We start from the raw sequence: 14,268 nt of genomic DNA, 5'->3' as shown, positions 1-14,268 counted from the left end.
TCATGATCTGCGCGATCGGGATGATCGCTACACGTTCGACGCGGGCCGCGCGGGCAGCCCGAACATCAACCCTTGGCGCTGCCGACTGCCGGTGCCACCACCTGTGCGGTCTGCGGCGCCGCTGCACTGGCGGCGGGCGCCGGCGCGGACGCCTTCTCCTGCGCGGCCAGCCACTTGGCAAAATCGGCCTTGGACACCGCCTTCACCACGATCGGCATGTAGCCGTGGTCCTGGCCGCACAACTCGGCGCACTGGCCGCGGTACACGCCCGGCTTCTCGATGTTGGTCCAGGCCGCGTTGATCACGCCCGGGATCGCATCCATCTTCCAGCCGAACGCCGGCACGAACCACGAGTGGATCACGTCGCCAGCGGTAATCACGAAGCGGATCTTGGTGTGGATCGGCAGCACCAGCGGCTTGTCCACATTCAGCAGATAGGTGTTGTAGCCGTCGGTCTTGACCGCGTACGGGTCAAGGCCCGAATGGAGCTGGCGCGTCTCGTTGCTGAGGTCGTCGAGCTTGGACATGAAACCGACCTTGCTGATCGGCTTGCCTTCGTAGTCGACGTAGTCGTAACGCCACTTCCACTGGTAGCCCGTGATCTTCACGGTCATCTGCGAACCGGTGGTGTCGTAGAATTTGCGCATGCCGTTGGTGGCCATCCAGGCAAGGCTGGCCAGGATGATCACCGGGATCGTGGTCCAGATGATCTCCACCACGGTGTTGTGCGACCACTTCTCCGCCACCGCGCCGCGCGACTTGCGGAAGCGGAACATGGCGATGAACATCGCGCCGTACACCAGGATGCCGATGACCACGCATACCAGCAGGGAGACCATGTTGAGGTCATAAGGCACATGCGAATAGGTGGTGGCACCCTTCGTCATGTCCATCTGCCAGGGAACCGGATTCGCCCGGGCCACGCCGCAGAGCAATGCGAAAGCCCCCGTGGCCACTACCGTGGCCATTCGCCGGATGCCGTGATGCCTGATGCCGCCAGATGTCATGTCTTGCACCTTTGTTGAACCTACCTGCGCGGCTGATCATTCAGACGATCCAGCAGCACCTTGAGTTTCCGGGACAGCTCGACACGTTCCTCATCGGTGAGGAAAGCACCGATTTCCAGCTCGCGTCCGTGCGATGACAACAACAGGTGGTGATGCCCCCCACCCGGTTTCAGCAACACGCGGACCCAGTATGTCTGGAATCGCGCGCTGCGTTTCGCCGGTAGCGATTGCACCTCCAGTGACGTGGCATCGAGCACGATTCGCTCGCTGCGGTCACCTGCCCGCCAGGCCACGCTCAAGGCGAGAGCCACAGCGGAGGCCTCGACGAGGGCAAACAGCGGAGCAAACACGTTCCCCTGCCAGGCCCCCAAACCCGCCGTTGTCAGCACCAGCGCTGCCAGCACCACGATCAAGCGACGCAAGCCGCGTCGGCTCAGTGCGCGATTGGGCCTAAGCCACAACGTCACGCAGGGCAAGCCGGTTACGGCTGGTCGAAGCACGATCATGAGAGTCCGGCGTGCCTGGAACGGATCGATAATAGGGTGCCGCGACGCAACGGGCAAGAATGTCGCAGGGGCTTGATCCAGATCAGACCGACGCCATGGCACAGATCGTCGATCGGCGCAGCACTCCATGCGGATGCGTCCGGGCATTTCCGGGGCGTACAATCTCGCGTTTCACCCCCACCCATCCCTGCTTTTTGGCACGCCCGTGACCCAGCCCATCCTCAGCCCTGAACTTCCCTCCAGCATCGCACCGGCTCGTGCGCGCATCACCGCCGCCTGGCTGCGCGACGAAACCGAGGCGGTCAACGACCTGCTGGCCCAGGCCGACCTGCCCGAAGCGGAGCGCGAGCTCGTCGTGGAGCGTGCCGCCGCGCTGGTTTCGCGGGTACGCGCGCGCGCGAAGGACCAGAGCGTGGTCGAATCCTTCATGCGCCAGTACGACCTGTCCAGCGAGGAAGGCGTGCTGTTGATGTGCGTGGCCGAGGCGCTGCTGCGCATCCCCGACACCACCACCGCCGACAAGCTGATCCACGACAAGCTGGGCGATGCCGACTGGCGCAAGCACCTGGGCCGCAGCGAATCGCTGCTGGTCAACGCCTCCACCTGGGGTCTGCTGCTGACCGGTCGACTGATCAACATCGCCGACGGCACACGCGGCGACTTCAATGGCGCGTTGCGCCGGCTGGTTACCCGCGTCGGCGGCCCGACCATTCGCGTGGCGGTGCGCCAGGCCATGCGCATCATGGGCTACCAGTTCGTGATGGGGCGCAGCATCGAGGAGGCGCTGGAACGCGCGGCGAAGAAGGAAAACAAGGCCTACCGCTACTCCTTCGACATGCTGGGCGAATCCGCGCTTACCGCGCATGATGCCGAGCGCTACCAGCAGGCCTACCGCGACGCGATCGCCGCGCTCGGTGCCCATGGCCCCTACGCCAACCACACCGACGCCCCGTCGATCTCGGTGAAGCTGTCGGCGCTGTTCCCGCGCTACGAACTGGCCCAGCGCGAACGCGCCCGCGCCACGCTCACCGAACGCCTGCTGGAGCTGTCGCAGCTTTCCATGAAGCACGGCATCGCGCTGTCGGTCGACGCCGAGGAAGCGGACCGCCTCGAACTTTCGCTGGACATCATCGGCGACGTGTTCGCCCATCCCTCGCTGGAAGGCTGGAACGGCCTGGGCATCGTGGTGCAGGCCTATGCCAAGCGCACCCCGTTCGTGATCGACTGGCTGGTCGAGACCGCCATGCACGCCAAGCGTCGCTGGTATGTCCGCCTGGTCAAGGGCGCGTATTGGGACGCCGAAATCAAGAAAGCGCAGGAACAGGGCCTCGGCGGCTACCCGGTCTACACCCGCAAGCCGAATACCGACGTGTCCTACCTGGCCTGCGCGCGGCGCCTGTTCAACGCGGGCAGCGATCTCATCTATCCGCAGTTCGCCACCCACAACGCGCACACCATCGCCGCCGTGCACCACATCGCGCAGGGTCGCCCGTTCGAATTCCAGCGCCTGCACGGCATGGGCGTCGAGCTGTATGCCGACGTGATCAGCGAGAAGACCTACCACGTGCCGTGCCGCGTCTACGCACCGGTCGGCTCGCACCAGGACCTGCTGCCGTACCTGGTGCGCCGCCTGCTCGAGAACGGTGCCAATACCAGCTTCGTCAATCGCATCGTCGACGAAAGCCTGTCGCCGCGCGAGCTGGTTGCCGATCCGTGCCAGACGGTCCGCGCGTTCGACTCCATCCCGCATCCGCGCATCCCGCTGCCGGCCAATCTTTACGGTGAACTTCGGAAGAATTCCATGGGCGTCAATTTTGCCAACGACAATGAACTGAACGACCTGGCCGAGGCGATCAATGCCCAGACCGGTCCGTGGACCGCCGGCCCGCTGGTGCCTGGCGCAAAAAGCACCGGCGCCTCGGTCGACGTCACCAATCCCGCCGACCGGCGCAACAAGATCGGCAGCTACGTCACCGCCGACGAAGCCACGGTGGAAAAGGCCATGGCCAATGCCGCCGCGGCCAAGGACAGCTGGAACAACTTCCCGGTCACCAACCGCGCCGCCATCCTCGACCACGCCGCCGACCAGCTCGAGGCGCGTCGCGCCGAGTTCATCGCGCTATGCGTGCGCGAGGCCGGCAAGAGCCTGCCCGACGCGATCGCCGAGATCCGCGAGGCCGCCGACTTCCTGCGCTACTACGCCACCATGGCGCGGCGCCTGTTCACCGAGCCCGAGCTGCTGCCCGGCCCCACCGGCGAAACCAACCAGCTGTTCCTGGAAGGCCGCGGCGTGTTCGTCGGCATCAGCCCGTGGAACTTCCCGCTGGCGATCTTCGTTGGCCAGGTCGCGGCGGCATTGGCGGCCGGCAACACGGTCATCGCCAAGCCGGCCGAGCAGACCAGCCTGATCGGCCATCTGGCCACCCAGCTGCTGCACGAAGCCGGCATCCCGAAGGACGTGCTGCAGTTCGTGCCGGGCGACGGCGCCACCGTCGGCGCCGCGCTGACCCGCGACCCGCGCGTGGCCGGCGTGGTGTTCACCGGCTCCACCGACACCGCCTGGGCGATCAACCGCGCACTGGCCGCGCGCAACTCGCAGATCGCCGTGCTGATCGCCGAAACCGGCGGCCAGAACGCGATGATCGCCGACTCCTCCGCGCTGCCCGAACAGATCGTCAAGGACGTGATCGCCTCGGCGTTCCAGTCTGCCGGCCAGCGTTGCTCGGCCGCGCGCGTGCTGTACATCCAGGACGACATTGCCGACAAGGTGATCGAGATGCTGGCCGGCGCGATGGCCGAACTGAAAATCGGCGACCCGGGCCTGCTTTCCACCGATGTCGGCCCGGTCATCGACGAGGACGCCAAGGCCATCCTGGTCGAGCACGCCGCGCGCATGGACAAGGTGGCGAAGAAAATCGGCGAAGCACCGATGGATCCGGAGCACACCGCGCACGGCACCTTCTTCGCCCCGCGTGCGTATGAAATCCCCTCGCTCGATACGCTGACCCGCGAGATCTTCGGCCCGGTGCTGCATGTGATCCGCTGGAACGCCAAGGATCTCAACCAGGTCATCGATGCCATCAACGCCACCGGCTACGGCCTGACCCTGGGCATCCACAGCCGTATCGACGCCACCGTCGACTACATCAGCCGGCACGCCCGCGTCGGCAACTGCTACGTCAACCGCAACCAGATCGGCGCGGTGGTCGGCGTGCAGCCGTTCGGCGGCGAAGGCCTGTCCGGCACCGGCCCGAAGGCCGGCGGCCCGCACTACCTGCTGCGTTTCGCCGGCGAGCGCACGCTGACCATCAACACCACCGCCTCCGGTGGCAACGCCTCGCTGCTGACCATCGGCGAGTAAGCGGCATCGAGGGCTTTCTTCGGCGCACGAGGAAAGCCCGTTCGCTTTCGTGGGCGTCGGCAGCGACCACCTGCCGACGGCACGTTCAACGTTTCCCGGCCTTCTTCGCCGCGACCTTGCGTCGTGGCGTGCCCGGTGGCGGCGTGTCGCCAGCCTGCACCTGATGTGCACGGAGGATGGCGGGAATCAGGCCGGGAAAGCGCTGCTCGATCTCCTCGCAGCGCGTGGTATTGCGCATTTCCACCCCGCAACGTTCGCTACGGACCAGGCCGGCCTCGCGCAACGCACGGAAGTGCTGCGACAGCGTTGATTTCGGAATCGTGCGGTCGCTGACCTGCTGGAATGCCGTGCAGGTCGCCCCGCCGCGACAGGCCAGCCCGGCATAAATGGACGCACGCACGGGGTCCGACAAGGCATGGAGAATGCCTTCCACGGTGATGTCGTCAATCGAAGGGTGGATCAAGGGGCGCATGCGTGCAGTTTACCCCTTGACGGCAGGTTCTATAGTTCATATATCCTGAACTACGGTAGTTAAGAACTAACCCTCCCCCACCCCGCAAGGATCCACCCCCATGAGCAAGCTTGAAGGCAAGACCGCCCTCGTTACCGGCGCTTCCAAAGGCATTGGTGCCGCCATCGCCAAGGCGCTCGCCGCCGAAGGTGCCGCCGTCGTCGTGAACTACGCCTCCAGCAAGGCTGGCGCCAATGCCGTGGTAGCCGAAATCACCCAGGCCGGCGGCAAGGCCATCGCCGTGCAAGGCAACATCGCCGATGCCGCCGATGCGCAGTCCGTCGTCACGCAGACGGTCGAGAAATTCGGTCGCCTGGACATCCTCGTCAACAACTCCGGCGTCTACGAGTTCGCCCCGATCGAGGACATCAGCGAGCCGCACTACCGCAAGCAATTCGACGTCAACGTGCTGGGCCTGCTGCTGGTTACCCAGGCGGCGGCGAAGCATCTGCGCACGGGTGCCAGCATCATCAATATCGGCTCGGTGGTCTCCCGCGTCACCCCACCCGGTTCGGCGGTGTATACGGCCACCAAGGCCGCCGTGGAAGGCATTACCGGCGCGCTCGCGCGCGAGCTGGGTCCGCGTGGCATCCGCGTCAATGCATTGAACCCCGGCATGGTGGAGACGGAAGGCGCTCACGCCGCCGGCTTCATCGGTTCCGACTTCCAGGCCCAGATCGTCGCCCAGACGCCGCTGGGCCGCATTGGCCAGCCGCAGGACATCGCCGCCATCGCCGTGTTCCTGGCCTCCGATGATGCCGGTTGGCTGAGCGGCGAAAAGCTCTACGCCAGTGGCGGCATGCGCTGAGCGTTGGTGAACCATTGGAACGCCCGGCGCGGCCATGGAGGGCCAAACGTGGAGCAGTCACGCCAGTGACTGTTTCGCGCCGGCGCGTACGGACATGCCCCGGGCGCGCCGATGGAGATGCCACGAGAGGTGGGATTGCCACAGGCCCGGGTAACTGTCAGAGCTGCCGCCATGGGCTGCCGCACGACACTTCGCGGCCCGCTTGTGCAATGCGCAAGCGGTTCGCGGCGCATGCGTGGTAGAAAAGGGGGGAACGCCGGCCACGCCCGGCCCGCCTGTGTCGGAGCAATCGCACCATGGCACGTCCCGCCGCTCTGCTCGATCCGTCCCGTGCCAGTGCCGCCGCGCTGGTGGCGGATGATCCGCGCTTCACCGCCGCCGAGTTTCCCTCGAACAAGCTGCTCTACCTGAGCCAGCTGGCAGACGAACGTGGCATCGACTGTCGCGCGTGGTTCGCCGGGTTGTCGCTGAATCGCGCGCAATTGGCCGATCCGGCACTGCGCGTGTCCTATCGCCAGGCCAGCAGTTTCGTGCGGCGCGCACTGGCAGCGCTGGCCAATGCCGGCGTGCCGGATGCCGGCCTGCGCATCGGCCGCCAGGGTACGGTGGGCGGTTTCGGCCTGCTCGGGCTGGCGATGATGACCTCGCGCACCTTCGGCGAGGCGATGCAGTCGGGCATCCAGTACCACAAGATCTGCGGCTGCCTGCTCGACCTCGCCTTCGAAGTGGTCGATGAAGGTACGGTGGCGCTGGTCGCCACGCCGCAGTTCGGCGATGTCGAGTTGCTGCCGTTCTTCTGCGAGGAGCTGTTTGCCAGTTCCACCATGATCGCGCGTGAACTGGTCGGTTCCGAGCTGGCGCCGCTGCGCGTGGAGCTGGGCTATCCGCGTCCCGCTTATGCCGACGCCTATGCCGAACTGTTCCGCTGCGAACTGCGCTTCGGTGCGCCGCAATGCCGCTTGCTGATCGAGACAAGCTGGCTGGCCCGGCCGTTGCCCGGCTACAACCCGCTCACCGCGAAACAGGCACTGGCGCTGTGCGCACAGCAACGCACGCCGGACGGCGGCGAACCGCACCAGGAAATCGTCGCGGCGGTGGAACGTCTGCTGCGCAACCAGTTGCGCGAGCAACCGAAGCTCAACGACGTGGCGCACACGCTCAACCTCAGCGAACGCTCGCTGCGCCGCAAGCTGGCCGAGAGCGGCCGCATCTTCCGCGAGATCCACGACCGCGTGCGCGCCGAGCGCGCGCTGCAATTGCTGCAGGCCGGCAGCCTGAGCGTCGCCGCCATCGGCAGCGAAGTCGGCTTCAGCGATCCGCGCGAATTCCGCCGCGCGTTCAAGCGCTGGACCGGCATGGCGCCGCGGGAAGCTCGCCGCACTGCCGCTTGAGATGCTGTAGGAGCGCACCCTGTGCGCGATGCCCTTTAATCGAGGTGAAAAGCATCGCGCACAGGGTGCGCTCCTGCAGAAACTCTTCCACACTGGCCGTTTTGCCCCCCGCTTGCAGGCCGCTTTGCCCTCCCATCACGCATCAGATTGCGTGACAGTGGCAGCATCTGACGATGCCGTTCGAATGGGGAGTTCAACGATCATGCGCAAGACACTCATCACGATTGCCCTGGCCACCGCGCTGGCCGGTTGCGGCAGCGACCACGCGCCGGCTCCGCAAAACCAGACCGATGCCAGCTTCGAGGCGAAGCTGCAGGAGCAGCTGCTGGATGCCAAGCCCGGCAGCGTGATCGACATTCCCGCCGGCCATTATTCGCTCAAGCGCGGTCTCAGCCTGCGCACCGACGGCGTCACCATCAAGGGCGCCGGCATGGACAAGACGGTGCTGTCGTTCAAGGGCCAGGTGGTGGGGCCGGAAGGCCTGCTGGTGAACGCCAACGACTTCACCATCGAGAACCTGGCGATCGAAGACACCAAGGGCGACGGGCTGAAGATCAACCACGGCAAGAACATCACCATCCACGGCGTGCGCGTGGAGTGGACCGGCCACACCAAGACCAGCAATGGCCCGTACGGCATCTACCCGGTGAAGACGCAGAACGTGCTGATCGAGGACTCGGTGGCGATCGGCGCATCCGATTCGGGCATCTACGTGGGCCAGTCCAACAACATCATCGTGCGCAACAACCGCGTCGAGCGGAACCCGGCCGGCATCGAGATCGAGAACTCGGTGGACGCCGACGTCTACGGCAACACCGCCACCAACAACTCCGGCGGCATCCTGGTGTTCAACATGCCGGACCTGCTGATGGAAGGCCATTCCACCCGCGTGTTCAAGAACAAGGTGATCGGCAACAACCACGACAATTTCGCGGCGAACGGTTCGGCGGTCGCCAGCGTGCCGCCCGGTTCCGGCGTGGTGGTGAACTCCAACGACAAGGTGGAGATCTTCGACAACGACATTGCCGACAACAAGACGGCCAACATCATCATCTCCAGCTTCTACTCCACCAATTACTCCAGCCGCCTAGGCGTGGCGGCCGACTACAACCCGTATCCGAAGGGCATCTTCGTCTACGGCAACCGCCTGAAGGGTGGCGGCGATTCGCCCAGCGGGCTGGAATTCAAGACGCTGAAGACCATGGTCTACGGCATCACCGGCCACTTCCCCGACGTGTTGTGGGATGGCTACGCCGATCCGAAGGGCAAGGTAAACGGCCAGGTGCCGGCGGACGATCGCATCTGCATCCAGGACGTCAGCGGCGTGCTCGATGCCGACGGTCCGGACGGCTACAAGCACCCCAGCACCGACATGAAGCCGTTCCAGTGCACGCTGCCGAAGCTGCCGGCAGTGGTCCTCAATCCCGAACCGAAGATCTGAGCGCATGCTGGTGAAATTCGCAAAATACTCTGCATTGTTGGCGCTGGCACTGCTGGCCGGCTGCCATCGCGGCATGCCGGCGGTGGCGTTCCATGCCGACGGCCAGCCGGCGAAACTGAGCGACTGGCATATCGTCGAAGCTCGTGACGGCAAGCTCGAACTCAACACCGGCGTGGTGCCGTACGGACTCAACACGCACCTGTTCACCGACTACGTGCACAAGCTGCGCACGATCTGGATGCCCAAGGGCACCACGGCGAAGTACACCAAGGACGGTCCGTTCGACTTTCCGGTCGGCACCGTGGTCAGCAAGACCTTCTATTACCCGCGCGCCGGGGACGGCAAGTTCACCGACGTGGCGCGCACCTTGCGCTATGACGGCGACTCCGCCGGGCTGGGCCTGAACTTGGCCACCGTACACCTGATCGAGACCCGCCTGCTGGTACGTCGCAAGGACGGCTGGGCGCCACTCACCTACGTGTGGAACGACGCGCAGACCGAAGCCACCCTCGCCCGCACCGGCGCAGTGGAACCACTGACCCTGGTCGATGCCCAGGGCGGCCGCGAGGATTTCAACTACGTGGTGCCCGACGAGGGGCAATGCGTGACCTGCCACGAGGCCAACATGATCAGCCGCAAGATCCAGCTGATCGGCCCGCAGGCGCGCCACATGAACCGGGATTACGACTACGGCAAGGGTCCGCAGAACCAGCTGACCTACCTGGCTTCCATCGGCTACCTCAGCGATCTGCCGAAGATGGCCGACATTCCGCACGATGCCAACTGGCGCGACCCGAGTGCCTCGCTCGACGCGCGCGCACGCGCCTACCTCGATATCAACTGTGCGATGTGCCACAACCCGAATGGCGTGGCCAACGTCACCGGTCTGTCGCTCGGCTACAACACGCCGGAAACCCATCACATGGGCATCTGCAAATCGCCCGAGGCGGCGGGCCCGGGTACCGGCGGGCGCTTGTTCGACATCGTGCCGGGCAAGCCTGACGACTCGATCCTGATGCACCGCATGGCCTCGACCCGGCCGGGCGTGATGATGCCGGAAATCGGCCGCAGTACGGTGGATCGCGAGGGCACGGCACTGATCCGCTCGTGGATCCTGTCGCTGAAAGGGGATTGCACCATCGTGCACTGAGCCGCGCCACGCCAAGGCCTGTCGTAGCAAAGCCACGAAATGATCCGTCGCGTGTCGGCACGACCACCACGCGACACGATGCCAAGGGGAGAACTTCGGATGACGATGCGCCAACGACCACTGTCCGCCAGCCTGCGCCACCTGCTTTCCGGCGGCGCCGCCCTGTTGCTGTGTGCACCGCTGCCGGCTTTCGCCGACCAGGCGGCCGCGACGACGCCACCCAAACAGGCCAGCAAGCCCGATACGCGCGAGGTCAAGCAACTCGGCGCGATCACCGTCACCGCGCAAAGCCGCGCGCAGGAAATGCAGGACGTGCCGATCGCGCTGCAGATCGTCACCGCCAAGCAGGTCGACACGCTGGCTGCCACCGACATCAGCAAGATGGACATCTTCGTGCCCGGGCTGGTGGTCAGTGCCGGCCAGCCGACCCAACCGTCCTATGCACTGCGCGGCATCGGCGGCAGCGGCTTCGGCATCGGCACGGAACCGGCCGTGGGTGTTTATGTCGACGGCGTCTATGCCGCGCGTTCCGGCGGTGCCCTGCTGGCGTTCAACGACATCAAGCGGATCGAAGTGCTGAAGGGCCCGCAAGGCACCTTGTTCGGCCGCAATTCCGCTGCCGGCGCGATATCGATCATCACCAACGAACCGGGCGACACCTTCGAGGCCAAGGGAACCTTCCGCTACGGCGCGTACGGCGAGCGCTACGGCGATGTACTCCTGAATGTCCCGTTGAACCAGGACATGGCCCTGCGTTTCAGCGTGCTGGACAACCAGAGCGATGGCTGGGCCAGGGACAGTGCCAACGGCAAGCACTACGGTGGCAACCACGACTGGGGCACGCGCGCCCAGTACCGCTGGAACATCACGCCGAATACGCGCGTGCTGCTGGCGTGGGATCACGAGCAGCTCAAGCAGGCGCCCCAGGCGGCCTACAGCGTGGTGCCGCTGTCCAGCTATGTGCCGCGGCCGGCACCTCTCACCGGCACGGTGCCGCCCTTCCCGGCCGATCCGAAGACTTGGATGAACCCGCTGCACGCGCCGCTGTACGGTGACGCCGTGGGCGCGGCCGAAACACGCCGCTTCAATGGCGTCACCCTGACGGTGGACCACTCCTTCGGCTGGGGCAGCTTCACCTCCACCACGGCGTGGCGCAATTTCGACACTTACAACCTGGGCGACTACGACGGCACCAACCAGCGTGACACCTATCTCGATACCGCCAATATCGAGCACAACAACAGCTGGTACCAGGAATTCAAACTGACCGGTAATACCGATCTGGTCGACTGGGTCGCCGGCACCAGCTTCTACCACGAGCAGGCGCGCCAGATCAGCCGGGTCGACACCTATACCGACAGTCTCGACACGCTCGGCTTGAACAGCGGCTCACTGGGGCCGACGGATACCTTCGCGTTCTACAACTCGCTGCTGCCGCTGGTGGGCTATGGCCAGTACACCCTGCTTGGCGATCCGTGGCGCGAGGAAGTCCGCAACGACGAAAACATCAATTCCTACGCCGTCTATGGCGACGTGATCTGGCACCTCACCGACAGGCTCAACCTCACCACCGGTGCGCGTTACACCCTCGACCAGAAGCAATTCAGCTGGTTCAACCCGCCGCGCTACGCACCGCAGCTGGATACCACCCTGACCGGGCTGGCGCCGTTGCTGCAACTCGTCGGCATCGATCCCAGCGTGTTCCAGCAGAACCAGGTCTTCAACACCGCCACTGGCGCCCCGGTCAACGTGCTGGCGCAAGCGCGCAACAACTGGCGCGACTTCAGTCCGCGCGTGGTGCTGGACTACCACTTCACGCCGAACATCATGGCCTACGGCTCCGTCACCCGGGGTTACAAGGCCGGCGGCTACAACATGCTTGAGTTCAACTCCCACTACTCGCCCGAGCACGTGGTCAACTACGAAGGCGGCATCAAGACCGTGTTCCCCGAGCAGAATCTGCTGCTCAACGTGACCGCTTACTACTACACCTACAAGAACCTGCAGGCGCTGGTGCTGAAGCCGGCCACGGCAGGCACCAACGGCATTCCGGAATACGTGACCAGCACCAGCGACCAGCATGCCCGCGGCCTGGAAGTCGAGCTGCAATGGGCGCCGACGGACGGCCTGCGACTGGGCCTGAATGGCGCCTTCATCAATTCGACCTACACCCGTTACATCGCACCCGACGGCAACAACCTGGCGGGCCAGCCGACCGGCACACCGATCTTCTCGGGTGCCGCCAGCCTCAGCTATACCTTGCCGCACGTGTTCAACGGCAGCCTGGTCTACGACGCGTCGTACGGGTATCGCGGCAAATCCCGTTGCAACAGCGATTCGCAACTGCAAGGCAACTGTCAGGTCAGCCCCAACTTCACCGTCGGCTCGGCGCGGCAGAGCGTCGACATGCGACTGGACTGGAATGCACCCGGCTCGCGTTGGGGCGTCGGCGTCTTCGTCACCAACCTGCTCAACAAGCGTTACGTCACCGGCGTGGACAATACGGCGGCGCCGTTCGGCCTGGCGGTGGCGCACATCACCCCGCCCCGCATGTGGGGCGTCGAGTTGCGCGCGAAGCTCTGAGGCAAAACGCTCACGCCATCACACGGTCGAGGCGTGCACGATATGGACACCTGCCGCATGGAGCGCATGCGGCATCCTTCACGGCACATGGAACACATGAACGACTCCACCTCCAACCTAGCGACAAGCCTGCAGCGGTTGCGCGCCGCCCAGCAGCACCAGCCGATGCCTGACTGGGCCACCCGGGCAACCCGGCTGCGCACCCTGGAGAAGATGCTGCTCGACCATCGCGACAGCATCGTCGAAGCCATCCATGCGGATTTCGGCTGCCGTCCCGCCGAGGAAACCGACTTGCTGGAGATCTTCCCCAGCCTGTCCGCGATCCGCCACGCGCTGAGCCACGGCAAGCGCTGGATGAAGCCGCGCCGGCATCTCGCCGACTGGCTGTTCCTGCCCGCGCGCACCGAGCTGCGCCCGCAACCACGCGGGGTGATCGGCATCATCGTGCCGTGGAACTATCCGCTGTACCTGGCCGTGGGTCCGCTGGTGGGCGCGCTCGCCGCCGGCAATCGCGCGATGGTGAAGATGAGCGAATTCACCCCGCGCTTCTCCGCGCTGTTCGCGGAACTGGTGGCGGATCATTTCAAGCCCGACGAGGTACTGGCGATCACCGGCAATGCCGACGTGGCCCAGGCTTTTTCCGCGCTACCGTTCGACCACCTGCTGTTCACCGGTTCCACCTCGGTCGGCCACCACGTGATGCGCGCCGCCGCGGCCAACCTCACGCCGGTGACGCTGGAACTGGGCGGCAAGTCGCCGGCGATCATCGGTCCCGGCGCACGTTTCGAGCATGCGGTGGAACGCATCGTGTTCGGCAAGCTGGTCAATGCGGGACAAACCTGCATCGCGCCGGACTACGTGCTGCTGCCGCGAGCGCAGGTCGATGCGTTCATCGCCACCGCACGCAAGGTCGCCGCGAAGCTGTACCCGGATCTGTCGCACAACACGCAATACGCCAGCATCGCCACCGACCACCACTACGAACGCCTGCTGGCCCTGCGTGATGCCGCCGTGGCCGGCGGTGCCCGTGCCGAATCGCTGGCCGATGTCGCGCCGGAAGCCAGCCGTCGCCTGTTGCCGCCCACCCTGCTTACCGGCGTGCGCGACGACATGCGCGTGATGCGCGAGGAAATCTTCGGCCCATTGCTGCCGCTGGTGCCCTACGACACGCTGGACGAGGCGATCGCTTACATCACCGCCCGTGCCCATCCGCTGGCGCTGTATCTGTTCGAAACGGACAAGGCGACGACCGATCGCGTACTGGCACAAACCCATGCCGGCGGCGTCAGCGTCAACGACACGCTCTACCACATCGCCCAGCACCACCTGCCGTTCGGCGGCGTCGGCGCCTCGGGCATGGGTGGCTACCACGGCGAGGCCGGCTTCCGCACGTTCTCGCACCTGAAGCCGGTGTTCCACCAGGCCCGCTTCAACGGCGCCGGCCTGCTCAACCCGCCCTATGGCGAACGTTTCCGCCGAATGCTGGGACTGCTGCGACGACGCGGCTGAA

General features: G+C 65.4%; 10 protein-coding genes. 7 read left to right on the top strand and 3 right to left on the bottom strand.

Annotation, left to right across the window (positions count from 1 at the left end; translation table 11 throughout):
• Positions 1-65: 65 nt before the first annotated feature.
• Both coxB and AB7849_RS06920 read right to left on the bottom strand, forming a co-directional pair.
• A complete protein-coding gene (coxB, locus tag AB7849_RS06925) occupies positions 66-1,007 on the bottom strand; it encodes a cytochrome c oxidase subunit II (protein WP_092702533.1) in 942 nt (313 codons plus the stop codon).
• A gap of 20 nt (positions 1,008-1,027) precedes the next feature.
• The gene (locus tag AB7849_RS06920) at positions 1,028-1,468 is read right to left on the bottom strand and encodes a DUF2244 domain-containing protein (protein WP_037100806.1); all 441 of its coding nucleotides are present in this window, start codon (positions 1,466-1,468) and stop codon (positions 1,028-1,030) included.
• A 178-nt stretch (positions 1,469-1,646) separates the two neighbouring features.
• Here AB7849_RS06920 and putA point away from each other — a divergent pair, with 178 nt between their 5' ends.
• Positions 1,647-4,874: a bifunctional proline dehydrogenase/L-glutamate gamma-semialdehyde dehydrogenase PutA gene (putA, locus tag AB7849_RS06915; protein WP_425599895.1), complete on the top strand. Its 3,228-nt coding sequence runs from the start codon at positions 1,647-1,649 to the stop codon at positions 4,872-4,874.
• An 85-nt stretch (positions 4,875-4,959) separates the two neighbouring features.
• Here putA and AB7849_RS06910 read toward each other — a convergent pair whose 3' ends face one another.
• Positions 4,960-5,346: an ArsR/SmtB family transcription factor gene (locus AB7849_RS06910; RefSeq protein ID WP_037100797.1), complete on the bottom strand. Its 387-nt coding sequence runs from the start codon at positions 5,344-5,346 to the stop codon at positions 4,960-4,962.
• A 100-nt stretch (positions 5,347-5,446) separates the two neighbouring features.
• On the opposite strand from AB7849_RS06910, the gene AB7849_RS06905 reads away from it, so the two are divergent.
• The 6 genes from AB7849_RS06905 (at position 5,447) to AB7849_RS06880 (ending at position 14,267) form a co-directional block, all read left to right on the top strand.
• Complete coding sequence (locus AB7849_RS06905; RefSeq protein WP_008213386.1) at positions 5,447-6,193, top strand: glucose 1-dehydrogenase; 747 nt, start codon at positions 5,447-5,449, stop codon at positions 6,191-6,193.
• Positions 6,194-6,489: 296 nt separating this feature from the next.
• The gene (locus tag AB7849_RS06900) at positions 6,490-7,584 is read left to right on the top strand and encodes an AraC family transcriptional regulator (RefSeq protein ID WP_369500745.1); all 1,095 of its coding nucleotides are present in this window, start codon (positions 6,490-6,492) and stop codon (positions 7,582-7,584) included.
• 202 nt (positions 7,585-7,786) lie between these two features.
• Entirely contained in the window at positions 7,787-9,025 is a 1,239-nt protein-coding gene (locus AB7849_RS06895) for a parallel beta-helix domain-containing protein (protein WP_008213380.1), read from the top strand.
• Between the two features lie 4 nt (positions 9,026-9,029).
• Positions 9,030-10,175 carry an SO2930 family diheme c-type cytochrome gene (locus AB7849_RS06890; RefSeq protein ID WP_008213378.1) on the top strand — a complete coding sequence of 382 codons (1,146 nt, stop codon included), beginning with the start codon at positions 9,030-9,032 and terminating at the stop codon, positions 10,173-10,175.
• 99 nt (positions 10,176-10,274) lie between these two features.
• Positions 10,275-12,758, top strand: a complete 2,484-nt coding sequence (locus tag AB7849_RS06885; protein ID WP_008213377.1) for a TonB-dependent receptor — start codon at positions 10,275-10,277, stop codon at positions 12,756-12,758.
• A 96-nt stretch (positions 12,759-12,854) separates the two neighbouring features.
• Positions 12,855-14,267 carry a coniferyl aldehyde dehydrogenase gene (locus AB7849_RS06880; protein WP_369500744.1) on the top strand — a complete coding sequence of 471 codons (1,413 nt, stop codon included), beginning with the start codon at positions 12,855-12,857 and terminating at the stop codon, positions 14,265-14,267.
• Position 14,268: the final 1 nt, after the last annotated feature.

The sequence above is a fragment of the Rhodanobacter sp. FW021-MT20 genome (genome assembly GCF_041107475.1).
Lineage (GTDB): Bacteria > Pseudomonadota > Gammaproteobacteria > Xanthomonadales > Rhodanobacteraceae > Rhodanobacter_A > Rhodanobacter_A glycinis.
The sequence above is the reverse complement of the archived record's forward strand: the minus strand, read 5'-3'. Positions and strand labels throughout refer to the sequence as shown.

Coding starts and splice junctions, on each gene's coding strand:
- coxB (WP_092702533.1), bottom strand. CDS start 1,007: ATGACATCTGGCGGCATCAGGCATCACGGCATCCGGCGAATGGCCACG.
- AB7849_RS06880 (WP_369500744.1), top strand. CDS start 12,855: ATGAACGACTCCACCTCCAACCTAGCGACAAGCCTGCAGCGGTTGCGC.
- AB7849_RS06895 (WP_008213380.1), top strand. CDS start 7,787: ATGCGCAAGACACTCATCACGATTGCCCTGGCCACCGCGCTGGCCGGT.
- AB7849_RS06885 (WP_008213377.1), top strand. CDS start 10,275: ATGACGATGCGCCAACGACCACTGTCCGCCAGCCTGCGCCACCTGCTT.
- AB7849_RS06900 (WP_369500745.1), top strand. CDS start 6,490: ATGGCACGTCCCGCCGCTCTGCTCGATCCGTCCCGTGCCAGTGCCGCC.
- AB7849_RS06890 (WP_008213378.1), top strand. CDS start 9,030: ATGCTGGTGAAATTCGCAAAATACTCTGCATTGTTGGCGCTGGCACTG.
- AB7849_RS06910 (WP_037100797.1), bottom strand. CDS start 5,346: ATGCGCCCCTTGATCCACCCTTCGATTGACGACATCACCGTGGAAGGC.
- putA (WP_425599895.1), top strand. CDS start 1,647: ATGCGTCCGGGCATTTCCGGGGCGTACAATCTCGCGTTTCACCCCCAC.
- AB7849_RS06905 (WP_008213386.1), top strand. CDS start 5,447: ATGAGCAAGCTTGAAGGCAAGACCGCCCTCGTTACCGGCGCTTCCAAA.